This window comes from Actinomadura sp. NPDC048021, assembly GCF_040653135.1.
Lineage (GTDB): Bacteria > Actinomycetota > Actinomycetes > Streptosporangiales > Streptosporangiaceae > Spirillospora > Spirillospora verrucosospora.
The window spans coordinates 160,788-186,195 of record NZ_JBEZJQ010000001.1 but is presented as its reverse complement, the minus strand read 5'-3'; the positions used below and the strand labels follow the sequence as shown (position 1 = coordinate 186,195).

At 71.9% G+C, this 25,408-nt stretch carries 23 protein-coding genes; 15 read left to right on the top strand and 8 right to left on the bottom strand.

Going from position 1 to position 25,408, the window contains the following annotated elements:
* The first annotated feature begins 54 nt into the window (after positions 1-54).
* Together AB0C87_RS00875 and AB0C87_RS00870 are read left to right on the top strand one after the other, a co-directional pair.
* Positions 55-543, top strand: a complete 489-nt coding sequence (locus AB0C87_RS00875; protein ID WP_345183369.1) for an MSMEG_6728 family protein — start codon at positions 55-57, stop codon at positions 541-543.
* Positions 544-648: 105 nt separating this feature from the next.
* Positions 649-1,866, top strand: a complete 1,218-nt coding sequence (locus AB0C87_RS00870) for a PP2C family protein-serine/threonine phosphatase (protein WP_345183367.1) — start codon at positions 649-651, stop codon at positions 1,864-1,866.
* Here the strand turns inward: AB0C87_RS00870 and AB0C87_RS00865 are convergent.
* From AB0C87_RS00865 to AB0C87_RS00850, 4 genes are all read right to left on the bottom strand, one after another.
* Entirely contained in the window at positions 1,853-2,848 is a 996-nt protein-coding gene (locus AB0C87_RS00865; RefSeq protein WP_353832945.1) for an alpha/beta hydrolase-fold protein, read from the bottom strand. The two genes, AB0C87_RS00870 and AB0C87_RS00865, sit on opposite strands and share 14 nt — an antisense overlap.
* Positions 2,849-3,067: 219 nt before the next feature.
* Positions 3,068-4,384, bottom strand: a complete 1,317-nt coding sequence (locus AB0C87_RS00860) for a hypothetical protein (RefSeq protein ID WP_360348275.1) — start codon at positions 4,382-4,384, stop codon at positions 3,068-3,070.
* Entirely contained in the window at positions 4,381-4,635 is a 255-nt protein-coding gene (locus AB0C87_RS00855; RefSeq protein WP_345183361.1) for a hypothetical protein, read from the bottom strand. The genes AB0C87_RS00860 and AB0C87_RS00855 overlap by 4 nt, the downstream gene beginning before the upstream one ends.
* A 98-nt stretch (positions 4,636-4,733) precedes the next feature.
* Positions 4,734-5,009, bottom strand: coding sequence for a hypothetical protein (locus AB0C87_RS00850; RefSeq protein ID WP_345183359.1), 276 nt, complete (start codon positions 5,007-5,009; stop codon positions 4,734-4,736).
* 217 nt (positions 5,010-5,226) lie between these two features.
* On the opposite strand from AB0C87_RS00850, the gene AB0C87_RS00845 reads away from it, so the two are divergent.
* Positions 5,227-5,763 (top strand): DUF892 family protein, encoded by a 537-nt coding sequence (locus tag AB0C87_RS00845; RefSeq protein ID WP_345183358.1) that lies wholly within the window; start codon positions 5,227-5,229, stop codon positions 5,761-5,763.
* Between the two features lies 1 nt (position 5,764).
* Entirely contained in the window at positions 5,765-6,733 is a 969-nt protein-coding gene (locus AB0C87_RS00840) for a TIGR03557 family F420-dependent LLM class oxidoreductase (RefSeq protein WP_345183356.1), read from the top strand.
* A 47-nt stretch (positions 6,734-6,780) separates the two neighbouring features.
* Here AB0C87_RS00840 and AB0C87_RS00835 read toward each other — a convergent pair whose 3' ends face one another.
* The gene (locus AB0C87_RS00835) at positions 6,781-8,058 is read right to left on the bottom strand and encodes a M14 family metallopeptidase (RefSeq protein ID WP_345183354.1); all 1,278 of its coding nucleotides are present in this window, start codon (positions 8,056-8,058) and stop codon (positions 6,781-6,783) included.
* Between the two features lie 704 nt (positions 8,059-8,762).
* Between AB0C87_RS00835 and AB0C87_RS00830 the strand changes: the two genes are divergently transcribed.
* Positions 8,763-9,254: a hypothetical protein gene (locus tag AB0C87_RS00830; protein ID WP_345183352.1), complete on the top strand. Its 492-nt coding sequence runs from the start codon at positions 8,763-8,765 to the stop codon at positions 9,252-9,254.
* Between the two features lie 93 nt (positions 9,255-9,347).
* Here the strand turns inward: AB0C87_RS00830 and AB0C87_RS00825 are convergent, their stop codons facing one another.
* Entirely contained in the window at positions 9,348-11,630 is a 2,283-nt protein-coding gene (locus tag AB0C87_RS00825; RefSeq protein ID WP_360575890.1) for a PA domain-containing protein, read from the bottom strand.
* A 129-nt stretch (positions 11,631-11,759) separates the two neighbouring features.
* Between AB0C87_RS00825 and AB0C87_RS00820 the strand changes: the two genes are divergently transcribed.
* The 7 genes from AB0C87_RS00820 (at position 11,760) to AB0C87_RS00790 (ending at position 19,633) form a co-directional block, all read left to right on the top strand.
* Positions 11,760-12,698: a helix-turn-helix domain-containing protein gene (locus tag AB0C87_RS00820; protein ID WP_345183348.1), complete on the top strand. Its 939-nt coding sequence runs from the start codon at positions 11,760-11,762 to the stop codon at positions 12,696-12,698.
* 313 nt (positions 12,699-13,011) lie between these two features.
* Positions 13,012-13,944, top strand: a complete 933-nt coding sequence (locus AB0C87_RS00815) for a hypothetical protein (RefSeq protein WP_360575888.1) — start codon at positions 13,012-13,014, stop codon at positions 13,942-13,944.
* A gap of 257 nt (positions 13,945-14,201) precedes the next feature.
* The gene (locus AB0C87_RS00810; RefSeq protein WP_360575886.1) at positions 14,202-15,749 is read left to right on the top strand and encodes an FAD-binding oxidoreductase; all 1,548 of its coding nucleotides are present in this window, start codon (positions 14,202-14,204) and stop codon (positions 15,747-15,749) included.
* Between the two features lie 145 nt (positions 15,750-15,894).
* A complete protein-coding gene (locus AB0C87_RS00805) occupies positions 15,895-17,148 on the top strand; it encodes an alpha/beta hydrolase family protein (protein ID WP_360575884.1) in 1,254 nt (417 codons plus the stop codon).
* 31 nt (positions 17,149-17,179) lie between these two features.
* On the top strand, positions 17,180-17,776 hold the full coding sequence (locus tag AB0C87_RS00800) for a hypothetical protein (RefSeq protein ID WP_360575882.1): 597 nt from the start codon (positions 17,180-17,182) through the stop codon (positions 17,774-17,776).
* 75 nt (positions 17,777-17,851) lie between these two features.
* Positions 17,852-18,658, top strand: a complete 807-nt coding sequence (locus AB0C87_RS00795) for a VOC family protein (RefSeq protein ID WP_353832941.1) — start codon at positions 17,852-17,854, stop codon at positions 18,656-18,658.
* Between the two features lie 168 nt (positions 18,659-18,826).
* On the top strand, positions 18,827-19,633 hold the full coding sequence (locus AB0C87_RS00790) for a VOC family protein (RefSeq protein WP_345183336.1): 807 nt from the start codon (positions 18,827-18,829) through the stop codon (positions 19,631-19,633).
* 16 nt (positions 19,634-19,649) lie between these two features.
* Here the strand turns inward: AB0C87_RS00790 and AB0C87_RS00785 are convergent, their stop codons facing one another.
* Positions 19,650-20,345 carry a TetR/AcrR family transcriptional regulator gene (locus tag AB0C87_RS00785; RefSeq protein ID WP_345183334.1) on the bottom strand — a complete coding sequence of 232 codons (696 nt, stop codon included), beginning with the start codon at positions 20,343-20,345 and terminating at the stop codon, positions 19,650-19,652.
* 201 nt (positions 20,346-20,546) lie between these two features.
* Here AB0C87_RS00785 and AB0C87_RS00780 point away from each other — a divergent pair, with 201 nt between their 5' ends.
* Entirely contained in the window at positions 20,547-21,608 is a 1,062-nt protein-coding gene (locus tag AB0C87_RS00780; RefSeq protein WP_360575880.1) for an FUSC family protein, read from the top strand.
* On the opposite strand, the gene AB0C87_RS00775 is transcribed toward AB0C87_RS00780, so the two are convergent.
* Positions 21,605-22,375: a DUF1932 domain-containing protein gene (locus tag AB0C87_RS00775; RefSeq protein ID WP_353832938.1), complete on the bottom strand. Its 771-nt coding sequence runs from the start codon at positions 22,373-22,375 to the stop codon at positions 21,605-21,607. The genes AB0C87_RS00780 and AB0C87_RS00775 overlap by 4 nt on opposite strands.
* An 80-nt stretch (positions 22,376-22,455) precedes the next feature.
* Between AB0C87_RS00775 and AB0C87_RS00770 the strand changes: the two genes are divergently transcribed.
* Complete coding sequence (locus tag AB0C87_RS00770; protein WP_345183328.1) at positions 22,456-23,076, top strand: GntR family transcriptional regulator; 621 nt, start codon at positions 22,456-22,458, stop codon at positions 23,074-23,076.
* Positions 23,077-23,186: 110 nt separating this feature from the next.
* Complete coding sequence (fusA, locus tag AB0C87_RS00765; protein WP_345183326.1) at positions 23,187-25,235, top strand: elongation factor G; 2,049 nt, start codon at positions 23,187-23,189, stop codon at positions 25,233-25,235.
* Positions 25,236-25,408 lie beyond the last annotated feature (173 nt).

The window sequence follows — 25,408 nt, the reverse complement described above, 5'->3', positions numbered from 1 at the left end:
TCCGCCGTGTACCGCCGGGTAGGTATGCCGGACGGGGCATATCCGGGGGGCGGTGTGCAGACCTTTCTGCCGTACGCGGACTTCGCGGCCACGGCCGGCGTCCTCGACCGGCGGCGGCTCGGCAAGCAGCGTGTCGAGACCGTCCAGGTCCTGCGGGCGCTCACCGTGCCCGGCTACGGCTGGCGGCGCCACCCGGCGGCGCTCATGTGGACGGGGTACGAGGAGGCGCTCGTCCGGTACGGCCTGGAGATCTGCGGGCGCTGGTGCGGGCTCGGCCACGGCGACACCTGCGCGGCGACGCTGACGGCCGAGCTCGCCGACGTGCGGGGCGTCCGGGGCCCGCGCGCGCAGGAGCGGCTCGCCGCGGCGGGGGAGCTGCCGCCCTGGCTCGGCGACCGCGCCTTCCACCTCAGCCACCGGTCGGCGCTCGTCCGCAAGGACCCCGGCTTCTACCGCCCCCTGTTCCCCGGCGTGCCCGACGACCTGCCCTACGTCTGGCCCGCCTCGGACCGGATGCCACATGGACATGCCGCGGGAGGGTAGTGTCCTGCGAAAAGGGGGGAATGCGGTCCTGGTGAGAGGTGGTCCGCCCGCGGGACGGTGGAGTGCACGACCCCCGAGAACCCGAGCAGGCAGGGCGGCGAACCGATGCTGAGAGAGCTGCTGGCGGCCAGCCATCTGATGTCGATGGAGCAGTTGCCGGGCGCGGTGGCCCGGCACGCCGGCGCCCGCGGCCTGCATGACGCGATCATCTACGTCGTCGACCTCCAGCAGACGGTGCTGCGGCTGCTGACGGGCGAGGGCCCGGACGCCGGGCGGAACCCCGGAGCCGAGACCCCGGAACTGAGAATCGACGGGACGGTCGCGGGCCGGGCCTTCCAGACGATGGAACCCACGGCCGGGCAGGTCCTCGACGGCGGGAACTGCCAGTACTGGGTGCCGATCCTCGACGGGGCCGAGCGGATCGGCGTGCTGCGCGTGACCGTCCGCCGCGACGACGCCCGGGCCTACCAGGAGGCCGAGTCCCTGGCCGGCCTGGTCGCGTTGATCATCGTCAGCAAGGGCCCGTACAGCGACTCCTTCTCCCGGCTCGTGCGGACCAGGGACATGACCGTGTCGGCGGAGATGCAGTGGCGGCTGCTGCCCCCGATGACCTTCGCCAACGACCAAGTGGTCATCGGCGCCGCGCTGGAGCCGGCCTACATGCTGGGCGGCGACACCTTCGACTACGCGCTCGCGGGCGACACCGTCCATCTCACGATCTTCGACGCCATGGGGCACGACACCGCTGCCGGGCTCACCTCCAACCTCGCCGTCGCGGCCTGCCGCAACGCCCGCATCCAGGGCGCCGGGCTCGTCGAGACGGCGCAGGCGGTCGAGGCGGCGCTCCTGGAACGGGATCCGAGCGGGCGCTTTGTCACGGGGGTGCTGGCCGAGCTCGACCTGCCCTCGGGGCAGCTGTCCTGGGTCTCGAACGGGCACCCCCCGCCGGTCGTCATCCGCGGGTCGCGGTGGGTCACCACGCTGGAATGCCCGCCCGGCACCCCGCTCGGCACCGGCCTCGGCGTGCAGCCGAAGCTGTGCGGCGAGCAGCTGGAACCGGGTGACCGGATCCTGTTCTACAGCGACGGGATCGTGGAGGCGCGCGACCCCAGCAAGCAGGAGTTCGGGCTGGACCGGTTCGTCGACTTCATCATCCGGCGCGAGGCCGACGGGCTGTCGGTCCCCGAGACGCTGCGGCGCCTCGTCCACAGCATCCTGGAGCACCACGCGGGGCGCCTGGACGACGACGCCACCGTCCTGCTGCTCGAATGGCACGGGCCCCTCGGCCTGGAAGACCCCGCGGAGCGGCTCAAGAACGACTGAGCCCGGGGCAGGGGCCGAGGCCCAGGGCGTCCAGGAGCATCGGGTACGCCTCGTGCAGGTCGCGCTGCCAGTACGGCCAGTCGTGCTGGCCGTCGAAGAAGCGGGCGGTCACCGGGACGCCGAGTGCCCGCAGCCGGTCGACGAACGCGCGCGCGTGGTCGTTCGCGCCGGCCTCCACCGGGTCGGTGAACGGCAGCCCGCCGAGCGACCCGGCCCTCCCGTTGCCGCTCGCCACCCAGAGCCGGACGCCGCGCAGCCGCCCCGCGAGGTCGGCCGGGTTGTGGGCGTGCCAGATCCCGGCCTGGCCGTCGGGGTCGCCCCACACCCGCCGCCAGTCGGTGCCGGGGCAGGCCAGGGACGGTCCCCAGCCGGTCGAGTCGTCGCCCGGCTCGTGGCCGTACAGGGTGTCGAGGTAGCCGCTGAACGCCGCCGCGGCCGCGAACGCGCCGGGGAACCGCGCCGCGTACAGCAGGGCGCCGAGGCCGCCCATGGAATTCCCGGCGATCACGCGTCGCGTCCCCGCGCGGTAGTCGCGTTCGAGGATGCCGCGCAGCTCGGTCATGTGGAACGTCTCCCAGCGCGGCGGGCCGCCCTTCCCGTAATTCCACCAGTCGGAGTAATTGCCGCAGCGGCCGCCGTTCGGCATGACGACGATGATCCCGGCGCCGGCGGTGAGTTCCGCGACGTCGGTGTCGCGCGTCCAGGCGGTGTGGTCGTCGACGCCGCCGTGCAGCAGCCACAGCGCGGGCCAGGTGCGCCCCGCGTCCCGCGACCAGCCCGGCGGGAGCAGGAGCCGCACCTTCTGGCGGCCCTCCATGGCGGGAGAGGCGATGGTCAGGTCCAGGGTGCGGGGCGCGACGGCCGTCTCGGCGACGACCTCGGCGCGGGGCGGGGCGGCCGCTGCGGACCGGTCCGCGAGCGCGAGGGGCAGGAGGAGCGCGAAGGCCCCCAGCCACGCGGCGGGGGCAGGGCGACGGAGCAACGCGGGGCCTTCCGGAGACACCGGCGGCGAGGAGGGGCCGGCCTTGGGAAAGGAAGAGATCCTTTGCGTGGAGTTTCTCTCCCCGTCCCCGGGGATTCCCGGGCCCTCACGGTCCGAAGCGCGACCGGAAAAGCTTATAAAATGCTTTTCCCCGGAACGGGAAAAGAACGCGCCGGGTGCCCCCCTGGCGGCACCCGGCGCGTTGGCGAGAGGGGTCTGTCAGGTCCCGGAGGCCGCCTCGGCGACGGGTGCGTTCACGTACCGGACGGCCCACCGCACCACCCCGCGGACCAGGCTGTACAGGATGAACGCCACACCGACCAGCGGCAGGACGAGCAGGACGATCTGGAGCCCGGAGGTGAGCAGCGTGAGGGGGTCCGCGCCGTCGGCGGCGGCGTGCGCGAGCCGGCGCATCATGCCCCAGTCCTGGGCCACCAGCCGGGGGACCTGGGTGATGATCAGCACGATCTGGAACGCCAGCATGGGGATCACCGTCAGCACCCAGACCGTGACGAAGATCTGGGGCCAGCGCTTGAGGTCTTCGAGCCGGGCGTCGGCGGGGCGCCGCAGGAGCGTCCGGCGCAGGATCGGCCCGATGTACCGGAACAGGTCGGGGATGCCGATGAGGTCCGACATGATGTAGTACCCGTCGAACCGGAGCGTCGGCAGCAGCTGCTGCACGATCTCCAGGTTGACGTAGACGATGGCGACGAGCAGCGGCGCGAACCCCGTCTGCGCGTACAGCAGGGTCAGCCCGATGACGAAGATGGCGTTGAAGTAGACGCCGGCGAGGTCGGTGCGGAGCCGACCCCCGCGGCCGAGCCGGTACGACTCCGTGATGTCGGTGTAGAACGCGGGCCACACCAGGTAGATGCCGCAGCCCATGACGCCCGGGCGGACGCCGCCGTACCGGCAGGCCGAGGCGTGCCCGACCTCGTGGAACGCGCACGAGGCGATCCCGAGCGCGATCACCAGCAGGATGCTGACCGGCTTGAGGATCGCCGTCGACATGGCGTCGGCGATCGATTTGGACGTGAGCACCCAGTACTCGCCCGCCACGAACGCGGCGAGCACCGGGGCCATCACCCAGGGGCGGAACAGCCAGGCGAACAGGCCTCCGATGACCCAGGTCACCGACTCGGGGAACACGGCGATCTTGAACTTGAGCGCCAGGAACGGGTCGGACCGCACGCTCCGCGGCGCGGTGCCGTCGCTGAAGGTGGTGACGCCGAGCGGGGCGAGCTTGCGGTCCACCAGGTAGACGATCTGCTCGGCGGACAGCCGTGCGCCCGCCTCCCGGCTGACCGAGTCGGCCACCGTGGCGAGAGAGGCGGCCACGTCGCCCTCGCCCGCCAGGTGGCGGTGCTCGTGCAGCGCCTTGGCGACCAGGAACAGCAGCGGAGGCAGCCGGACGAGCTGCCGGTTCGGCAGCCGGACCAGCTGCGGCGGCTCCCGGTATCCGGAGTTCTTGAACTCGCCGACGAGTTCGGCGCCGTCCACCAGGGCGGGCAGGGCGAGGGCGGCGGGCGCGCTCATCGGTTGTCGTGCACCACGACGGCGGGGATGCAGGACACCGTGGAGGTCGGAGCCTCGGCGAGCAGACCGGTGCCGAGCAGGCCGGACGTGCCGGCGGACTGGGTGGCCTGGCAGGCGTAGAAGACCTCGGTGTCGCCGCCGTGGTGGCCGCCGCCGGTCCCGGCGGACAGCGCGAGTCGTCGCGGTAGAACCTCCGCGGTCAACCGGTCCAGTACCGCGTAGGTGAGCCGCTGAGGGTTGGAAGAGCTCATGGAATCGCTTTCGCATCGCTGTGGGAAGGGGGAAGGGCTGGCGGAAGCCGCCAGCCCTTCCGAGTGCGGGCAGAAGCCCGCGGTTACACGCGCTCGGCTCAGTGGCCGGAGATCGCGGCGCCCGGCACGCAGGACTGCGAGCTGGCGTCGGTCTGCGCGTGCAGGCCGACGAGCTGCAGCAGGCCGCTGTCGGGACGGGTCTGCTGGCTCTGGCAGGCGTTCACGATGGCGGTCGTGCCGCCGTTGCCGCCGCCGTGGTTGATGTTGACGTTCTCGTTCTCGCCGCCCCCGACGAGAAGGGTGGACAGCACGGCGCGCTCCGGCAGGACCTCACCGGCGAGCTTGTCCAGCTCGGTGTAGCTGAAGGACTTCATGTGGTTCCTTTTCTTCCTTGTCACGCCCGGATCTCAAGGTGGATACCGGATGTCCCTTCCCTCGCCCCAGGTCGGAGCGAGGTAGCTCTACGTATAGCAGATGTGACGGACGGTGGCCAAGTGACCCTCCGGGGAGCGGGTGCCTCGCGCCGGCGCACAGGCATGAGTGGCCCGTGATGGGTAGGGACCCCACATTCGCGCTGATCAGGAGGAGTGCATGGCCGAGAGCAGCTTCAGCATCGACGTCGCGGCGATCCGGGAACGCGCCCGCGCGAAGATGACCGACGGGCCCGTGACCGCGGGGTACGGCCGACGCGCCGAGGAGGTCATCGGCGTCCTCAACGACGTCCTCGCCACCGAGATCGTGTGCTGGATGCGCTACGCGCAGCACGCGATCAGCGCGACCGGGATCGACCGGGCGCAGGTGGCGGCGGAGTTCAGCGAGCACGCCGACGAGGAGCGCGGCCACGCGATGCGGGCCGCGGAGCGCATCAGCCAGCTCGGCGGGCAGCCGGACTTCGACCCGAAGACGCTGGCCGAGCGGTCGCACACCACCTACAAGACCTTCGACGAGAACGACCTCAGGAGCATGCTGGAGGAGAACCTCGTCGCCGAGCGGATCGTCATCGAGTCCTACCAGGAGATCATCCGCTGGCTCGGCGACGGCGACGTGACGACCCGGCGGCTGATGGAGCACATCCTCGCCGAAGAGGAAGAGCATGCCGACGATCTGACGGACCTGCTGGGGATCTGACATGGAATTCGGATACACACTGCTCTGCGAGCAGACGCCGCCCAAGCAGCTGGTCACCGACCTCGTGGAGGCCGAGGAGGCGGGGTTCGCCTACTCGGTGATCTCCGACCACTACTTCCCGTGGCTGGAGAGCCAGGGCCACTCCGCCTACGCCTGGTCGGTGCTCGGCGCGCTCGCCCAGGCCACCCGCCACATCCCGCTGATGACCTTCGTGACCTGCCCGATCATGCGGTACCACCCGGCCGTGGTGGCGCAGAAGGCCGCCACGATGGGCGTGCTGTCGGACGGCCGGTTCACGCTCGGCCTCGGCGCGGGGGAGAACCTCAACGAGCACGTCGTGGGGCGCGGATGGCCGTCGGTGGACGTCCGGCACGAGATGTTCGCCGAGGCCGTGGAGATCATCCGGGCGCTGTTCGGCGGCGACTACGTCAACTACCGGGGCCGCCACTTCACCGTCGACTCCGCGAAGCTGTACGACCTGCCCGACGAGCCCGTCCGGATCGGCATGGCGGCCTTCGGGAAGCGCGCCGGCCGGCTCGCCGCCGAGCACGCGGACCTTCTCATCTCCGACCAGCCCGTGCCGGAGGTCGTGGAGCTCTTCCGCAACGAGGGCGGCGCGGGCAAGCCCGTCTACGGGCAGATCCCCGTGGCCTTCGGGCACGACTATGAGGAGTGCAGGCAACGCGCCCACAGCACGTGGAAGTTCTCCGCCCCGGCGTGGAAGGTGATGGCCGAGCTGCCGGGTCCGGCGAACTTCGAGGCCGCCACGAAGACCGTCCGCCCGGAGGACGTCGTGGAGTCGGTCCCGTGCGGCGACGACGTGGACGACTACGTCGAGGCGGTCCAGGAGTGGGCCGACGCGGGCTTCACCCACATCTCGTTCTGCCAGTCCGGTCCGGAGCACCAGAAGGACTTCCGGACCTGGGCGGAGGCGGACCTCCTGCCGGCCCTGCGCGAACGCTTCGGCTGACGCGCCGGTCCGCCCCGTCGCGGGCCGGACCGGCGTGCCGTCCGCCGCTAGGCGCAGTACTGGCTCTGCTTGCCGATGGCCCGGTAGGGGCAGTCGGCGTATTCGGCCAGCCGCAGCAGGGCCTCGCGGCTGCGCTGGACCTCACCGGCGATCGCGGACGGCGGCGGGTAGAAGCTGCCTCCGGCCAGCTCGAACGTGAACGAGAAGATGCGCTGCTGTCCCCACGTGTAGTCGTCCGTGGTGCCGTCGGTGATGTAGAGGTCGCTGGACTGCTCGGGGGCGAAGCCGTTCGTCGAGGCGAGTTCCCGGCCGATGGTGCGGTGGGCGGCCTCCTCGTCGGCGGACATCGAGCCCGGCACGGTGTTGTTGTAGGTGTAGCCGAACGGCCACAGCACCAGCTCCGCGTCCGAGTGGATGTCCAGGAACATCCCGAGCTGCTGCCTGCCGCCCACGACCCGGCTGCGCACGAAGTCGGCGAGGACCTTCGTCTCGACGGCGGACTCGGGGCCGGTGCCCCGGTAGGTCTCGCTGGAGCCGTTGCCGGACGAGCCGCCGCAGCAGCCCCACTTGTAGGCGAAGTTGCGGTTCAGGTCCGTGCCCGTGGACGTGGGGTTGGGCTGGCGGTTCTTGCGCCACATCCGCCCCGGCTGCGTGTCGCTGGTCATGTCGTAGACCTGGCCGTCGGGGTTGACCATCGGCATCACGTAGATCTCGCGCGTGTTCACCAGGTTCGTGATCCGGCTGTCGGACCCGTACCCGCTGGTGAGCTGCCCGATGTAGTCGAGCGCCTGCTCGGCGGTGAGCCGCTCGCGCGCGTGGATGTTGGCGATGATCATCACTTCGGGCTCGTTCTCGTCCGTCGCCACGTTGTCGCTGATCTTCACGCCGACGATGTCGCGGCCCTGGTAGGACTTGCCGACGACGAACTGGCGGGCGATCTGCGGGTGGGCGGCGACGACGGAGTCGACCTCCTGCCGCATCTCGGCGAACGTGTGGTACGACGTCGCCGCGGTGCTCGGGGCCGCGCTCGGGTCCGCGGTCCGCGCGGGGGCCGGCTTCACGGTGAAGCCGAGCCGCCGGATGGCCCTGACCTCCGACGGGAGGGCGCTGACCTCCAGCCCGCCCGCCCGGACGGCGCCGATCGCCGCTCCGGTCCGGGCGACCTGGCTGCGCTGCTGGCCGGTCCGGGGACCGGTCACGACGTACTGGCCCGCGGTCTCGGGGCCGGGCGCCGAGGCGGCGGACGGCGCCGCGAGCCCGGCGAGGGCCAGCGCCAGCGCCCACGGGACGGCGAGCAGGGAACGCAATCGGCGGGAGCTTCTCATGACGGGGTACCTGCCGTTCGGCTCTGCGCGCCCGCTCGTCGCGCGGCGGGGTCTCCTGCGGACGCTCACGGACGCTCGCGATCCCGTCACGATGGACCGGAACCGCCCGCCTGACAATGGCCGGGAGACCGGTCCAGGCGGGCGTTACGGGAACTGGAGCCACGGGCGAAACGCCAGCTCACCGATGCCGCGCCATCGAGACGGAACCGAGTTTTCAATGCCGATCAGAGCGAATCTGAAATTTCACAGGCGCCTGGACGCTCCCTCGTAAACCCGGTGCCGCGTTGGCGCTCTGTAACCGGTTCTTACCGGCCTTGCCTCTCTTCTCGGGGTTTCGGCGTGAGGGAGGCTGCGGCACGGGAGCCGAAGAAGGCCGCTGATCACAAATACGTCTGTATCCTGCATGGATACCCACTTACGGACATGCGCGACGGCATTTTATGAACAGTGTCATCTTCAGATAATGACAGAGTGTCGTCCAGGTATTGACCACCCAACCGCCCTTGTCTATGGTCTCTGTTAGAACGCGTTCTACTCCGGTTGGAACCCGTGTCGAGGGCGACAGGGCGGTTCCCCGGCCCGGTCCCCGATTCGCGGCGGCCTCCCCACCGGCCATGGGCGGAGCCGCGCACGAATCGACGGACCTCCCACCCCACCCCTTCGGGTGCAGGCGCGACGCCCACCGTTCGAAATGAGGACCCCCCTTGTCTCGCACCACGAAGACCGCCGCGATCGCCTCGGCCGCGGTCGCGGCCGCCGCCACCGCCACCGTCGCCCTGACGGCCTCCCCCGCTCTGGCCGTCAACACCGGGTCGTTCACCGCCACCCTCAACGGCACCATGGTGATCGACGCGGGAGTCCCGGCCAGCTGCACCAGCTCCGTGCTGAAGGGCACGGTCCTGTCGGGCGGCGTCAACGCGTCCTACACGTCCGCGAGCGCCGGCGGCTGCGGGGTCACCGTCACTCCCGGGGCCCTGCCCTGGAGCGGCACCTTCAGCGGCACCACCGTCAAGATCAACAACTTCTCGATGAGCGCGATCGGCTGCACCTACGGCGGGACCCTGACCGGCACCGCCTCGGCCACGAACTTCCCGTTCACCGCCACCTTCACCAACCAGGTCGTCCCCAAGACGAGCGGCATCCTCTGCCCGTCCTCGGCCAAGATCACGGCCAAGTACGACTACAAGCAGCCCTGATCCCCGGCAGGGCGGGAGCCCGGTCCTGACGTCGGCCGGACCCGCCCCCGCACCGTGACCCCGGCCCTCCGCCGGGGTCACGGCGCTCGGCCGTCAGTGCAGTTCGTAGGCGCGGATGGTCTCCTGGGTGATCGAGCTGCCCCGGCCGTCCTCGGCGGTGACCCTCAGGGACACCGCCCCCTTCCCGTGGAGGCGCGCGACGCCGTCCCGCACCGGGACGTCCGTCCAGGTCCCGCCGTCGTCGAACGATGTCTGGAGGGACAGGCGGCGCAGCGGCGCCGGCGAGCCGTCCTGGTGGGCGACCGTGAGCTTCAACGTCCTGGAGCGCGTCCTGTTCTGCGGGTCGAGAGCCGCGTCGTAACCCACCTGGAGCAGCGGAAGGACGGTGAGATCGGCCGTGCGCGCGGAACGGAACGTCCACGACGTTCTGGAGCGCGTGGACAGCCGGGCCCAGGGGGCGCTGTTGGCGAAGTCGAATTCGATCCGGTACTCGGCGTCCTCCGGGGTCGTCATCAGGGTGCCGTTCGGCTTGTAGGCCGTCTGCGCGATCAGTTCGCCGTCCCGGTGGACGCGGAAGTCGGTGGCGAAGCCATTCGGAAAGGAGCTGGAGTAGACGTCGGAGAAATTGCGTGCCGCGTCCGCCAGGCCGACGCGGAGCCGGATCAGGTCGCCGGTGCGGACGATCGGTGACTGCGCGCTGACGCCGCCGGTGAGCGGTCCCTTGTTCCAGCTGTGCGCGTCGCGCTGCCCCGCCCTGTACGACGACCATTTCGTTTCGCCGAGCACGACGTGCGGTGTCTCCGGGCCGGGGAAAGCGTTGTTGTAGGGCTGCTCCGGAGTGACCGCCATCGCGGACCACTGCGTTTTCGGATCGGCTGAAACGTACTCCACGCGCGTTCTCGGAGTTCCGGTGACCGGGTGGGCGTACGCGAGGGCGAATTCTTCCCAGGGGCGCTTGCTGTAGCGCGCGGCGGTCATGGCGCCATCGCCGTGGTAGGCGCTGTCGATCCGCGCCAGATCCCTTGTGCGAGCGACGTAGTCCAGGTTCTCGGGAATCCGCCCCTCCTCCGGGAACACGAGGTCGTACTGGTAGGGGCTGTCCACGATGCCCTTGGCCGTGACCGTCGCCCGCTCCCGCAGGAGAGCGCGTCCCTCCTCGTGGGACAGGCGGACCGCGGGCACCTTCAGCGGCCTCCCGTAGCCGCCCGGGTCGTCGTTCACGCCGGGAGCGTCGTTGTAGACGGCGACCATGCGCGCACCCGCCCTGGCGGCCCTCTCGACCTGCTCGGCGACGGGCACGCCGTCCCTGCGCTGGACGAGGGCGAGCCGGCCGCGCAGGTCGGCGCCCGGCCTGTCCCCGTCCGCGACCCGCATCTCCGCCCTGCCGTCGAGGCGCGGGAACTGGTCCGAGGTGTCGCTGAAGTAGGCCGCGGGATAGTACTGCGGGCGCAGCGCCCGGCTCCCCGCCCGCATCGTGATCGCGGGCGCCTCCAGCCGCCACCGCGTGTAGGCCTCGAACGTCCCGGTGCGGACCCGCTCGGTCGGCTGGAGGAACACCCGCTCCTCCAGCATCGATCCGTCGCCCAGGTAGACGCCCTCGTCCACGGCCTGACCGTTCGCGGTGCCGCGCGTCCACATCAGGTGGCTGACCGCTCCCGGTCCGGGCGCGGTGGCGTGCTCGGGCGTGCGGACCGTCACCTCCCGCGCCTTGCGCGCGTCCAGCACGATCTCGGTGTCCCCGGTGATCTCGATCTCCGGGTAGCCGACGAGGCTGTAGTCGAGCGGCTTGCCGCCGTCGGTGCTCGGCGCCCACGACGGCATCGTCTTCACGACGCCCATGACGGAGTACGTCCCCGGCGCCAGCCGGACGCAGTTCGAGTCGTTCCAGCCCTCGTCGGTGCAGGGGCCGTCCGGGTCGCCGGGCAGCGGCCGGTGGGCGTTGCCGAGCGAGGCGTCCTTCACGTTCAGGAAGCCGACCGCGCCGGGGCCGGGCCGCCCGTCCCGCGCGATGCTCCTCACCCGGACGGTGACCAGCTCGCCGGAAGCCTTCGCCTTCGGCTCCGGCGCGGCCGGCCGCCGCTCGTGCAGCGCCGTCACGTTGTACCGTTCCGGATCGTCACCGAGCCGGTCGGCGGGGACGACGTACAGGTCGCCTCCGCTGTGCCGGACGGAGAACGCCGGGTCGCGCCCCGGCGCGGGCGTCACGGTCGTGCCGCCCCCCGCGACGTGCACCGTGTCACCGGTGGGCAGCGTGACGTCGAATGCTCCGGCCTCCGCGCGCAACGCGGACGCGGGCCCGGCGTCCGCCGCCGCGGGCGCGGGCGCGGCGAGCGCCAGCGCGCCGATCCCCAGGGCCGCCGCGGTTCTCGACCACATGGCCATCCCTCCCCAAAAAGTGGATCTTGATTGTCGGGCCGGCCGCCGCGGCCGATCCAGGGAAGGCGCTGGCGGCTTCCGCCATGGCGGGAACCCGTCAAACGGACCGGGACACCGTAGATTTAGGACGTGTCCGATTCGCCGCTCCTGGAGGGGCTCGGGGTCACCGCCGCCGAGGAGGGGGCGTACCGCGCCCTGCTGCGGGAGGGCCCGTCCACCCTCGCCGACCTCGCCGCGCGCCACGGCGCGTCCGTCGCGGCCCTGCGCCGCCTCCTGCCGCGCCTGGAGGAACTCGGACTCGTGACCCGCCTGGCCGGCCGCCCGCTGCGGCTCCTCGCCACCCCGCCCCACGTCGCGGTGGAGGCCCTCGTCGCCAGCCGCCAGGAGGAGATCGCCCGCAGCCGTGCCGCCATCGGCCCGCTCCTGGCCGAGGCCGCCCCGCACCCGGAGGAGCTCGTCGAGGTCGTCAGCGGCCGGGCGGCGGTGTCCCGCCGCTACCTGCAACTCATGAACGGCGCCCGCGAGGAGCTGCTCGTCCTCGTCCAGCCGCCGTTCGCGACCGACGCCGCCGTGTCGAGCGACGAGCAGGAGCGCACCATGCGCCGCGGCATCACGGTGCGCGGCATCTACGGCCCCGAAGCGCTCGACGAGCCCCGCGCCCTGGAGTACGTCCGCCGCGCCGTCGCGTCCGGCGAGCAGGCCCGCCTCGGCGCCGTGCCCATCAAGCTCGCCGTCGCCGACCGCCGCACCGCGATGCTGCCGCTCACCTCCCAGCACGCCAGCTCGGTCGACAGCTCCCTGATCGTCCACCCGTCCGCCCTGCTGGACGCGCTGGTCTCCCTCTTCGAGGCCCTGTGGCGCTCCGCCGTCCCGCTCCCCGGCGAGGACGCCCCGGACGACGCCGTCCTCGCCCTCCTCGCCGCGGGCCTCACCGACGACGCCATCGCGCGCCGACTCTCCATCAGCACCCGCACCGTCCAGCGCCGCGTCCGCGACCTCTGCGACCGCCTCGGCGCCCGCACCCGCTTCCAGGCAGGCGCCCTCTACGCCCACCACCTGGAGCGATGACGCACCTCGGTCCGGAGTCGCGAGCGGGAGCGCATCGGCAGTCCGGCTGACGAGCCGCCTCCGCCGTCGCATCCTGGATCCTGACGCGGGTCGCTCACTGTGAGGCCATGCCCGGTTCGCCGCCCGCCCAGCACCATTTCATGGTTTATCGACCGGTGTAGTTGATAAATCGGCACCATCCCGCACGGTCCCTCTTGCCGGTTTCCGAAACCGGTGGTCGAACGCTCTGTGAGCCCAGGCCACCGGTTCGCGAACCGGTGGCTTGCCGCTCGCGGAGCGCTCGGCCTCTCACAACCCAGAGGGGCACGAGCTTATGTCCTTTACGCCCGACCTCAGCCGGCTCGCCGGCCGGGGTCTCGTCATCGCCGCCCTGGTGTCGTCGGCCGTCGGCTACGCCTTCACGACGGGCCACTCGGCACTGGTGGTGGCGGCGCCGATGCAAGCCGTCGGCGCCGTCGCGCTCTGCGCGGTGATGCTGTTCACCGGACGGAATCCGTTCAGGCGTTACCCCGCTGTCATGTGGCTGTGGATCTCCCTCCTCGCCGGAGGGAACGCGGCCGTCGCGTACAGCTACCCGTACGCCGTGGACCACCTGACGCTGGGCACCGTCGCCGCCGTCGTGGTGATCGGTTACCTGCTGGTGGGCATCGAGAAGATCTGGCCCTACCGGACCACCACGTACGGACTCCAGCACATCTGCGGGCGCGTGCTCGTGGGGTTCGGAGTCGTCATGCTCAACCGGCCCTCGCCGGGCGAGTCCGTGGGGATGCTGTGGGCCCTGATCAGTGCGCTCTGCGTCTGGAACACGGTCACCATGCTGGGGCAGATGAAGAAGCACGGACTGGAGGACCAGGGCGCCGCCGTCGCCAACCTGATCGCGGCGGTTCTGCTCCTCGCGCTGGTGTTCAAGGCGCGGGGCAACGGGTGGATCTCCCTGGACCTGTTCTACGCGGCCGGTCCGGCGGGTCTGCTCACGCTGGTGCTGCCGGTCGTGTGCGTCAACGCCGCCCTGCGCCGCTCCTCGACGCAGGACGTGGGAATCATGCAGTCGTTCTCGTCGCCGGTCCATGCCCTGGTGGGGATGGCCGGCGCCGCGCTCGGCTGGATCGACTCCGACCAGCGGCTCGCCCTCTTCCCGGAGTGGGCGGGCATCATCCTGATCACCGTGGCCGCCTTCGCGGTCTCCTTGCTCAAGGAACCCGCCGGCGGCGCCGTGCGGGTCGGTACGCAATCCAGCGGCGGCTGACGCCTCCGCTGATCCAACCCAGCGGCGGCGCACGCCTCCGCTGACCCAACCCAGCGGCGGCCGACGCCTCCGCTGATCCGCAACGGCGGAGAGGGCCCCCCTTTCCGCCGTTGCACCGCGACTTGCGGGCGAGTGGGACGCGCTGAGCGAAAACCTGACCAAGATGCTAACTGTTCGTTACTGATCGACTACTTTATGACATGGTGGGGAAGGTGTCCTCGCATCCCATATCCGAGGTGCGCGGAGGCGATGCCCCGATGAGTGAGACCCCGACCCTGCCCAGCACGACCGTCCGGCCCGGCGACCGGCGGTACCCGGCGCTCAGCCGCGGGTTCAACCAGCGGTGGATCGGAGAGCCCGAGTACGTGCGGCTGGTGCGCTCGCCCGAGGAGGCGCGGACGGCGCTCGCCGAGGCGGTGCGCGAACGGCCGGCCGACCCGCGGCGGACGCGGATCACGGTGAAGGCCGGAGGCCACTGCTACGAGGACTTCGTCTGCGGCTCCGACGTGCGGGTCATCCTGGACGTGAGCCCGATGTGCGGGGTGTCCTACGACCCCGCGATGCAGGCGTACTGCGTGGAGGCCGGGGCGACGAACTGGCACGTCTACAGCCACCTGTACCCGATCAGCGGCAAGGCGCTGCCCGGCGGGTCGTGCTACTCGGTCGGGCTCGGCGGTCACATCCCGGCGGGCGGGTTCGGGCTGCTGTCGCGGCAGCACGGCCTCACCGTCGACTACCTCTACGCGGTGGAGGTGGCGGTGGTGGACGAGCGCCAGAACGTCGAGCTGGTCGTGGCCCGGCGCGACGACGGCGACCGGTGGCTCCGCGACCTGCTGTGGGCCCACACCGGGGGAGGGGGCGGGAACTTCGGCGTGGTCACGCGGTTCTGGTTCCGGGGGCTCCCGCAGCCGCCGAAGCAGGTGCTGCTGACGGCGCTCGCGTGGGACTGGAAGGACTTCACCAAGGACGAGTTCGCCGCCCTGCTGGGGGCGTACGGCGAGTACTTCCGCGACCACCAGGACCCGTCCTCGGCGGCGGGGAAGCTCTTCGCGATGCTGAAGCTCAACCATGTCAGCAACGGCCAGATCGGGCTGCTGGCCCAGGTGGACGTGGACGACCCCGACGGGGCGAGGGCGATGACCGACTTCATCGTGGCCCTCGACGGGCGGATCGGCCCGTCGGCGAGACCGATGCGCACGATGATGGGCGAGCACTTCGTGCACCTGGAGATCCCGCGCGTGATGCCGTGGCTGACCGCCACCCAGGCGCTGAACGCCAGCGGCGAGAACCGCTGCGGAAAGTACAAGTCGGCCTACCTGCGCAAACCGTTTACCCGCCAACAGATCGACGCGATGTGGGCCTATCTCGGCAAAGAGAAGTACACCGACTACGTGAACACGCAGGCGCTCATCCAGGTCGACTCGTACGGCGGCGCCATCAACCGGCCGCTGCACAAGACGGCGGCGCGGCAGCGCGATTCCATTATGAAACTGCAGTACCAGGTGTACTGGACGCAGAATGACGCCTACGAGGACACGCACATCGCGTGGATCCGGGACGTCTACAAGGCGACGTTCGCCGCGACCGGCGGCGTCCCCGTCGCGGACGGCGAGACCACGGACGGCTGCTACATCGGCTATCCCGACGCGGATCTGAACGACGGGCGCTGGAACGAGTCGTCCCAGACGTGGGAGACCCTCTACTACAAGGACGCCTACGCGAAACTCCAGGAGGTCAAACGGCACTGGGATCCGGGAAACGTGTTCCGGCACGCCCAGTCCATCCGTCCGGGGAAGCGGGGGTAGCGGCACGGGCCGGTGGCGCAGCGTCACGGATCATCTCGCCTTTATTGCATCCGCTGCCAATACTTGCGGCTGTGACGGCGGGGACAGTAGTTTCGTCGGGCGAGCGGAGCGTCGGGCCTGGCGTGGCCCGAGCGGCTGGGGAGTCATGAAGAAGCGTACCGACAGGAAGATCGCCATCGCGGGCACCGCGGCGGCGGCCGTGCTGCTGCCCGCCGTCATGGTCGGCCTCGCGCAGGCCGGCGTGGGGGTCCCGAAGGGCAGGTCGGAGGCCAGCGGGAACTCCAAGCCGATCCCCTCGTTCGGCCCCGCCACGCAGCCGTCGGTCCCCGGCGGCGCGTCCGCCTCCCCGACGAAGTCGCCGGGTGCGGCGAAGCTGCCCAGCATCCCGCTGAACAGCAACCCGTTCCGCACCGGGGGAGGGACGCCGAGCCCCACCGACCCCGACAGCAACGCGGGCAACCGCGGCAAGAAGCCGCAGATGCCGTCGGGCACCTCGCCGGGCAAGTACGCCAAGGCCCCCGACGGGGCCTCGATCACGGGCGTCAAGAAGATCAACTCGCGGATCTTCGACGTCACGATCGCCTCGCCGGCGCTGGGCGCCGCCGTGAAGACCCGCGTGATGGTCCCCAAGGGCTGGAAGGCCGGCGCCACCAGGTCGTGGCCCGTCGTGTACGCCTACCACGGCGGCAACAACAACTACCTGTCCTGGACCAAGGACTCCAACATCGAGCAGGTCATCGGTCCCTACGACGCGATGGTCGTGATGCCCGAAGGCGGCTGGAACGGGTCCTACACCAACTGGTACAACGGCGGGAAGGGCGGCATCCCCGAGTGGGAGACCTTCCACATCGGCGAGGTCATCCCGCTGATGGAGCGCAACTTCCACGCCGGGTCGGTGCGCGCCGCGATCGGCCTGTCGTCCGGCGGGCAGGGCGCCATCACCTACGCCGAGCGGCACCGCATGTTCAAGTACGCCGCCTCCTACAGCGGCGCCCTCAACATCACGGCGCCCGGCATGCCGGTCATCCTGACGTCCATGAACCGCGAGGCCGGCACCGCCATCTGGGGCGACCCGATCACCGCGCGGGCGAACTGGCGGGCGCACGACGCGACCGTCATGGTGTCCAGGCTCAAGGGCGTCGGCGTCTACGTCTCGTCCGGCAACGGGCAGCCCGGCCCCTACGACAAGGCCGACACCCCGCCCCACGACGCGGGGCGCATCGGCGAGCAGCTCGCCGGCACGATGAACGAGAACTTCGTCGCCGCCGCGCGGAAGGCGGGGGTGCCGGTCACCTCCCACCTGTACGGGCCCGGCATGCACAACTGGAAGTACTGGCGCATCGAGCTGGTCCGCAGCTGGCCGACCATCGCCAGGTCCATCGGCGCCCGCAAGTCCTGACCGCCCGCCCGCCGGTTCGGGGAGCGGCACGGTGAAGGGGTTCGCCCGGCGGGAGTTCCAGCTCGTGCTGCTGCGGCGCATGGCCGACTACCAGCCGGGCCTCGTCGAGGACGCGATCCGGTCGCTCGGCGCTTCGCGCACGGAGATGCGCGAGGTCAACGCCCGGTGGCAGCGCGTCCTGCGGTCGCGGACGTTCCCGCGCGGCCGCCGCCGCTACGAGGCCGTCCTCGGCCCGCCGGTCGCGGTCGAGGAGCGTCCGATCGGCGACGTCGCCTGCGCGGTGGCCTGGTGGCGGCCCTTCCCCCTGTGGCCGGGCCTGCGCTTCGAGATCATGATGGGGCCGGACGGCTCCGTCATGCAGGAGTGGCTCGTCCGGGACGAGGGCGTGCCCGTCCCGCGGCTGGACACCGTGGACGACCTCGTCCCGTGGTCCTGCGTCGCCGGCGACGTGGACGCGCGCTTCGGCGCCGTCGCGCACCAGGACGGCGAGGTCCCGAGCCGGTGGCACGCGACGATCACGGGCCCGGACGGCGCCGTCCTCGTCGCGCACTTCGTCTGGGGGCTCCTCCAGACCGTCGAGAGCGTCGGAAACGAGCCGTGGCCGGGCGCACCGCCGACGTTGGGGTGATCTTGGGTCTTCGCGGCCCTGGAAATTGCGCGGCGGTCCGTAACGTGGGGATATGCGAACTTTTGCGGGTCGGCGATGCCCGAAGTAACCGCATACGCCCCCGGATATCCCGCCTGGGTCGAACTGGTCACCCCGGACGTGCGCGCCTCCCAGCGGTTCTACCGCGACCTGTTCGGCTGGGACGTCTACACGCTGGCGGGCGACCTCAACGACTACTCGATCTTCACCCTCGGCGGCGTCCAGGGCCCGGAGGTCGCCGGCATGGAGCCGCTCGCGGACGACTCGATGGAACCGACGTGGACGTGCTACTTCCGGACCGACGACGTCCAGGCCGCCCTCGACCGGGTGCTCGCCATGGGCGGGCAGGAGCTGAGCGAGCCCACCGACATCTCCAATCTCGGGCGGATGGCCCACTGCGCCGACCCCGAGGGCGCCGACTTCGCGCTCTGGTACCCCTACGACTTCCAGGGGGCGGGCGTCGTGGACGAGCCGTCCGCGATGTGCTGGATGGAGCTCGCCGTCCGCGACGTCGAGGGCGCCCGGCGCTTCTACGGGGAGGTCTTCGGCTGGAGGGCCGTCGACCGCTCCTACCTCGCGCCCGACTACACCAACTGGAAGGTCGGAGAGTGGTCCGTGGCGGGCATGGTGCCGCTGGCCGAGTGGTGGCCCGCCCACTCCGAACCCCACTGGATCCCCTACTTCTGGGTCTCCGACTGCGATGCCGCGGCGGCGCGGGCGGCCGTGCTGGGGGCGGTCGTCCATGTCCCGCCGACCGACATCAAGGCCGGCCGCTTCGCCGTCATGACCGATCCGTGCGGGGCGCGCCTCGCCGTCCTCACCCCGGCGGCCGGCTCGCGCCTCACCTTCCGTCCGCACGGATGACCGCGGCCCGCCGCCCCGCCCGGACGGAGACGCGAACATTGGGGTGATCTTGGGGATTCGTGTCGGCGGGGATTGCGCGGGCGTCCCTAGCCTGGAGGAACGCGCGCCCCAGGGCGTGCCGCCAGGGCGCGGCGATGCCGGAGGTGATCCGATGCCGGAGGTGATCCGATGCCCGAGGTGACCGCGTTCCCCCCCGGCCACGCGTCGTGGGCCGAACTCGCGAGCCCGGACCCGGAGGGGTCCAAGCGGTTCTACCGCGAGCTGTTCGGCTGGTACTCCTACACGCTGACCGTGGGCGACCTCGGCGACTACGAGATGTTCACGCTGGGCGGCGTCCAGGGGCCCGAGGTCGCCGGGATGCAGGCGCTCGCCGACGACTCGGAGACCGCCTCCTGGACGTGCTACTTCCGGACCGACGACATCCCGGCCACGCTCGCCGCCGTGCGCGGGGCGGGCGGTCTGGAGACGGTGGAGCCCACCGACATCGCCAACCTGGGGCGGATGGCCCTGTGCTCCGATCCGGAGGGCGCCGACTTCGGGCTCTGGTACCCCTACGACCTCAAGGGCGCGGGCGTCGTCGACGAGCCGTCCGCGATGGTCTGGGTGGAGCTCGCCGCCCGCGACATCGAGCGCGCCCGCCGCTTCTACGGCGAGGTCTTCGGCTGGAGGGCCGTCGACCGGGACTACTACGACTCCGTCTACACCCACTGGAAGGTCGGCGACTGGGCGGTGGCCGGCATGGTCTCCATGGACGAGCACTGGCCGCCCGGCCACCCCTCGCACTGGACGCCGTTCTTCTGGGTCTCCGACTGCGACGAGTCCGCGGCCCTGGCCTCCGAGCTCGGCGCCCACGTCCGCATCCCGCCCACCGACCTCAAACCCGGCCGGTTCTCCGTGGTCACCGACCCGACCGGGGCCCGCCTGGGCCTGGTCACCCCCACGACGGACGTCCGGGCCGAGCGCGCACGCCCCTGACGGCCCGGCCGACCGGTCACCGGTCGGGCGGCCCGGGGTCGAGGGAGGCCGATCCGGGCGCGGGCAGGGCGTCCTGGAGGTGCAGGCGGCCGAGGAGCATCAGGACGAGCTCGTCGATGACCTCGTCGAGGGTGGCCTCGACCCAGCCGGCGGTCCAGTCGTGCAGGAGGCCGTTGATGCTGCCGATGAACGCCGTCGCGGCGATCCGGTAGTCGCGGTCGGTGATCTCGCCGCGCTCGGCCGCGGCGGCGGCCTCGGCGCAGATGAACTGGACCCAGCGGGCGCGGCGGGTGAGGCGCTGGCGGTCGAGCCGGGGGCTGACGCCGATGATCTCGACGAACGCGATGCGGATGCGGGCCCGGTCGGCGGTGATGCTTGCGGCGTAGGCGCGGAACAGGTGCGCCGTGCGCTCGGCGAGCCCGAGGCCCGCGACGGACGGCAGCGCGGCCAGGACGTCCCGCTCGGCCGCGTCGTTGACCTCCAGGTGCAGTTCGGCGAGGAGGTCCTCCAGCGTGCTGAACTCCTCGTAGAACTGGCGGGTGGACAGCCCGGCCGCCTCGCTGAGCGCCGCGACCGTGGTGCCGCGGTAGCCGGGGCCGCGGCCGAACATCTCCAGCCCGGCGTCCAGGAACCGGCGGCGCCGCTCGGCGCGCCGCTCGGCCGCGGACCGGCCGCCGTACCTGCCGGTCGGTGTCGCGCGCCTGCCCGCCACGTGACCCCCTCCCTCCGCTCACTCGTCCGGCATCTTTCCGCAAACCGGTCTTGTGTCATACATCACCCCCCTGTGGTCTCGCTCACCGGGACCGCCCGGGACGGGCCCCGCCCGAGCCTCCCCGCGCGCCCGGCCATGATTCGAAGCGCGGTGGGAGGGAACCGCGAAGCGGTGATTTTTGGGAGGATTCGACGGCATTTGATGCCTTTTGCGGGACGCCGTTACTGGGACGAGCGCGCGAAGCTGACGCTCAAGGCCGTCCTGGCGGCGGTCACGGCATGGCTGGTCGCGAAGTACGTGTTCGGCGAACCGCAGCCGTACTTCGCCCCCCTGGCCGCGCTGCTCGGGGTGTACCCGACGGTCGTGCGTTCCGTGCGGGAGAGCCTGGCCTACGGGGGCGGATTCGTGATCGGCGCGGCGCTCGCGATCCCCGTCGGGCTGCTCGTCGGCCCGAACGTCGCCGGCATCGCCATCGTCGTCGTCCTCGCCATGATGGCGTCGGGATGGCGGCGGCTCGGCGCGCAGGCGTCCCAGGTCCCGTTCACGGCGGTGTTCGCGCTGCTGCTGGGCGGGCACGGGGTCGTCGGCTACACGCTGCCGCGCCTGGCCGACGTCGCGGTCGGGCTCGTGGTCGGGCTCGGCGTGAACGCGGCCGTCTTCCCGCCGCTGTACCTGCGGCGCGGCGAGTACGCGGTCCGGGAGATGCGCGAGACCCTGGCCGACGCGCTCGGGACGCTCGCCGACGACGTCGTCGAGCCCGCCGAGTGGAGCTCGCTGTGGCAGGAGCGCGAGTCCCGGCTGGTGAGCGTCCAGGAGCAGGCGCGGTACGCGGTCGAGCAGGGGGAGGCCAGCCTGCGCGCCAATCCCCGCGCGAAGCTGCGCGGCTACCGGCTGCGCTGGCGGGACGTCCCCGGGCAGTGGCCGGCGCCGCGGCTGACGACGATGCTCGACCACGCGACGGCCTACAGCCGGTCGATCGCGGCGACGCTGCGCCGGCTCGCGGACGCCGACGAGGCGGTGGTGCCGGGAGAGGACTTCCTGCGCGGGTACGCGGAGGTGCTCCGCACCCTCGGCGGCCTCGTCCGGGAACTGCCCGACGTGCCGGACGGCGCGGCGCTCGCGGAGGCCGAGAAGATGCAGGACGAGATGGAGCGCCCCCACCTCGGCCCGCGGACCGACGCCCCCGGTCTGTGGGACCCGCACAAGGAGCTGCTGCGGCTCAGCCGCCTGCTGCTCGACGACCTGCGCGACGGCCGCGCCTAGCGCGCGCCGCGGGCGGACAGCCGCCTCAGCAGGTCGCGGCTCCCGGCGGCCATCGCCGGGGGGACGCCCAGCTCGTCCAGCATGGCCGCCGCGGCCTCCATCTCGGCGGCGCGGCGGTCGGCGTGCCGGTACGTCCCGGCGACGAGCCGGTCCACGGTGTGCTCCCCGGCCGCCGCCAGCTCCGCGACGATGTCCTCGCGGAGCCAGTCCTCGCAGCCGGCCGCCCGCGCCGCCTCCAGCGCCTCGACCACCGACCCGGCCAGCCCCTTGAAGAACACGCTGCGCAGCAGCTTGCGCCCGGCCGCCGCGCCCGCCTCCGCGTCCATCACCTCGACCGCGGCGCCGAGCGGGGTGAGGGCCGCGGCGACCGCCCGGGCCCCCTCCGCGCAGGCCAGCATCGGCGTGCCGAGCCCGCGGCCCGGCACCGGAGCCATGATCGCGACATCGGCGAACCGGGCGCCGGCCCGCCGCGCGAGCGCGTCCAGCTCCCGCTTCAACCCGGGCGAGCCGGTGTTCAGGTCGGCCCACACGGCGCCACGGGCGGCGCCGACCCCCGCCCGGAGCGCCGCGATCGCGTCGTGCGCGCTGTTGACGCTCAGCACCAGATCGGCCCCGGCGGCGGCGTCGGCCTCGCTCCGGGCCTGGACGATCCCGCCGGACGCGGCGACGGCCGGGTCGTACCCCCGCACCACCGCCCCCGCCGCCACGAGGTCGCGCGCGATCGCGCCGCCCGCCTCACCGAGCCCCAGTACGGCGATCACCGTCATGCGTCCTCCTCCGCGGCCGGGATGTCCCGCGAACCGCTACCCTAGATCACACCAAAATTGGCGACAATCCCGGAGACTCCGTGAGCGACGTGACGGCCGCGATCCGCGAGGCTATCCTCGGCGGCGAGTTCGTGCCGAACCAGCGGCTGGTCGAGGCGGACCTGTCGGAGCAGTTCGCGGCGAGCCGCGCCGGGGTCCGCGCGGCGCTCGCCGTGCTCGCGGGCGAGGGGCTGGTCGAGCGCGTCCAGAACCGCGGCGCCCGGGTGCGCGCCGTCTCGGTGGCGGAGGCCGTCGAGATCTCCGAGGTCCGGATGGTGATCGAGGGGCTGTGCGCGGCGAAGGCCGCCGAGCGCGCGGCCCCCGCCGAGGTCTCCGAGCTGCGGACGATCGGCGAGGAGATGCGCGCCGCCGTCGCGTCCGGCGACGTGCTCGGCTACTCCCGGCTGAACGAGCGCCTCCACGGCCGCGTCCGCGAGATCAGCGGGCAGCGGACCGCCTCGGGCGTCCTGGAGCGCCTGCGCGCCCAGAACGTCCGGCACCAGTTCAAGCTGGCCATGCACCCGGGACGCCCCCAGGTCTCCCTCCCGCAGCACCTCGCCATCATCGACGCGATCGCCGCCCACGACCCGGCCGCCGCCGAGCAGGCCGCCCGCGCGCACCTGCGCAGCGTCATCGAGACCCTCGGCGAGATCGCGTCCTAGCCGGAAAAACTCGTCGCGCCGGTCCTCCCTCCGCCGTTACGGTCGGCCTGCCGCACGGCACGATCTTGTCCGGCGGCGGTCGTCATCAGAGAGAACCAGGAGGATTCCCGATGACAACAACCACAGCCTTCGCTCTGACCAAGGTTCGCAACATCGGGATCATGGCGCACATCGACGCCGGCAAGACGACGACCGCCGAGCGGATCCTGTTCACCACCGGTGTGTCGAACCGGATCGGCGAGGTCCACGACGGCAACACCGCGCTGGACTACACCAAGCAGGAGCGCGTCCGGGGCATCACCATCACCTCGGCGGCGACGACCTGCCGCTGGACCGTCGAGGACGCCGCCGGCGGCGCCGAGCATACGATCAACCTGATCGACACGCCGGGCCACGTCGACTTCACGATCGAGGTCGAACGGTGCCTGCGCGTCCTCGACGGCGCCGTGGCCGTGTTCGACGGCGTGGCGGGCGTCGAGCCGCAGTCGGAGACGGTGTGGCGCCAGGCCGACCGCTACGGCGTGCCGCGGATCTGCTTCGTCAACAAGCTCGACCGCGCCGGGGCCGACTTCCTCCGCTGCGCCGACATGATCGGCGAGCGGCTGGGCGCCGTCCCGCTGGTCGTGCAGCTGCCGATCGGCGCGGAGTCCGAATTCGCGGGCGTCGTCGACCTCGTCTCCGGGCGGGCGCACGTCTGGCCGGAGGGCCGGCACGCCGTCGTGGACGTCCCGTCCGGCATGGCCGAGGACGTCCGCCGATGGCGCGGCAGGCTCGTCGAGACGGTCGCCGAGCGCGACGAGCGGCTCATGGAGCTGTACGTGGGCGGTGCGGAGCCGTCGCCGGAGCAGCTGCACGCGGCGATCCGCCGGCTCACGGTCGCCTCCGAGGCGACCCCGGTGCTGTGCGGCAGCGCGTTCCGCAACAAGGGCGTCGAGCCCCTGCTGGACGCGGTGGTGCGGTACCTGCCGTCGCCGCTCGACGTCGCGCCGCCGGAGGTCGGGGACGCCCTGGAGCGGACCCCGCTCTCCGCGCTCGCGTTCAAGATCGTGAGTGACCGGTACCTGGGGCGGCTGACCTTCGTTCGGATCTACACCGGGCGGCTGACGGCGGGCGCGAGCGTCCTCAACAGCGTCAAGGCGCGCAAGGAGCGGATCGGCAAGCTCTACCGCATGCACGCCGACGTGCGCGAGGAGATCGCCTCGGCGGGCGCGGGCGACATCGTCGCGGTGATGGGGCTCAAGCAGACCACCACCGGCGAGACGCTCTGCGACGAGGCGCGCCCGGTGGTCCTGGAGTCCATGGACTTCCCGGCGCCGGTCATCGAGGTCGCGATCGAGCCGCGGTCCAAGGCCGACCGGGAGAAGCTGGGCGCCGCGATCCAGCGGCTCTCGGAGGAGGACCCGTCGTTCCAGGTCCACGACGAGGAGGGGCAGACCGTCATCGGCGGCATGGGCGAGCTCCACCTGGAGATCCTCATCGACCGCATGCGGGAGGATTTCCACGTCGAGGCCAACGTCGGCCGGCCGCGCGTGGCCTACCGCGAGACGATCCGCAGGGCCGTGGACCGGGTCGACCTGACCCACCGCAAGCAGACGGGAGGCAAGGGACAGTACGCGAAGGTGCAGATCGCCGTCGAGCCGATCGAGGACGGGTACGAGTTCGTCAACCGGGTCACCGGCGGGCGGATCCCGAAGGAGTTCGTCCCCTCGGTGGACGCGGGCTGCCAGGAGGCGATGCGCTTCGGCGTCCTCGCCGGGTACGAGATGACGGGCGTGCGGGTCACGCTGCTGGACGGCGACTTCCATCCCGTCGACTCGTCCGAGCTCGCCTTCAAGATCGCCGGTTCGCTGGCGTTCGGGGAGGCGGTCCGGCGCGCGTCGCCCGTGCTGCTCGAACCGGTGATGACCGTCGAGGTCACCGCCCCCGAGGAGCACCTGGGCCCGGTGATCGGCGACCTGAACGCCCGCCGCGGGCGGATCGAGGGGACCGGCGAGCGCGCCGGCGCCCGGATCGTGCACGCCCTCGTCCCGCTGTCGGAGATGTTCGGCTACGTCGGGCACCTGCGCGGCATGACGTCGGGCCGCGGGGTGTTCACCATGCGGTTCGCGTCCTACGCGGAGGTCCCGGACGCGGTCGCCCGAACGCTCGTCTCGGGCTGACGTGAAGGGGGCCCGGCTCTCGCCGGACCCCCTTTCCCGCGCCCGGCTCAGGATCCGGACGGCGCCGCCGCCGGTTCCCGGCGGCGGCCCGCCAGCAGGGCGTCCAGCGCCCAGGCGCCCGGTCCGAGCACCGCGATCAGCAGGAACGCCCAGCAGAACATCGCCGCGCTCTC

Bases quoted from the DNA above. Each gene is read 5' to 3' on its own strand.
- AB0C87_RS00870 (WP_345183367.1), top strand. From the start codon at position 649: ATGCTGAGAGAGCTGCTGGCGGCCAGCCATCTGATGTCGATGGAGCAG.
- AB0C87_RS00860 (WP_360348275.1), bottom strand. From the start codon at position 4,384: ATGAGCGCGCCCGCCGCCCTCGCCCTGCCCGCCCTGGTGGACGGCGCC.
- AB0C87_RS00855 (WP_345183361.1), bottom strand. From the start codon at position 4,635: ATGAGCTCTTCCAACCCTCAGCGGCTCACCTACGCGGTACTGGACCGG.
- AB0C87_RS00850 (WP_345183359.1), bottom strand. From the start codon at position 5,009: ATGAAGTCCTTCAGCTACACCGAGCTGGACAAGCTCGCCGGTGAGGTC.
- AB0C87_RS00845 (WP_345183358.1), top strand. From the start codon at position 5,227: ATGGCCGAGAGCAGCTTCAGCATCGACGTCGCGGCGATCCGGGAACGC.
- AB0C87_RS00840 (WP_345183356.1), top strand. From the start codon at position 5,765: ATGGAATTCGGATACACACTGCTCTGCGAGCAGACGCCGCCCAAGCAG.
- AB0C87_RS00835 (WP_345183354.1), bottom strand. From the start codon at position 8,058: ATGAGAAGCTCCCGCCGATTGCGTTCCCTGCTCGCCGTCCCGTGGGCG.
- AB0C87_RS00825 (WP_360575890.1), bottom strand. From the start codon at position 11,630: ATGTGGTCGAGAACCGCGGCGGCCCTGGGGATCGGCGCGCTGGCGCTC.
- AB0C87_RS00815 (WP_360575888.1), top strand. From the start codon at position 13,012: ATGTCCTTTACGCCCGACCTCAGCCGGCTCGCCGGCCGGGGTCTCGTC.
- AB0C87_RS00810 (WP_360575886.1), top strand. From the start codon at position 14,202: ATGAGTGAGACCCCGACCCTGCCCAGCACGACCGTCCGGCCCGGCGAC.
- AB0C87_RS00805 (WP_360575884.1), top strand. From the start codon at position 15,895: ATGAAGAAGCGTACCGACAGGAAGATCGCCATCGCGGGCACCGCGGCG.
- AB0C87_RS00795 (WP_353832941.1), top strand. From the start codon at position 17,852: ATGCCCGAAGTAACCGCATACGCCCCCGGATATCCCGCCTGGGTCGAA.
- AB0C87_RS00790 (WP_345183336.1), top strand. From the start codon at position 18,827: ATGCCCGAGGTGACCGCGTTCCCCCCCGGCCACGCGTCGTGGGCCGAA.
- AB0C87_RS00780 (WP_360575880.1), top strand. From the start codon at position 20,547: ATGCCTTTTGCGGGACGCCGTTACTGGGACGAGCGCGCGAAGCTGACG.
- AB0C87_RS00775 (WP_353832938.1), bottom strand. From the start codon at position 22,375: ATGACGGTGATCGCCGTACTGGGGCTCGGTGAGGCGGGCGGCGCGATC.
- fusA (WP_345183326.1), top strand. From the start codon at position 23,187: ATGACAACAACCACAGCCTTCGCTCTGACCAAGGTTCGCAACATCGGG.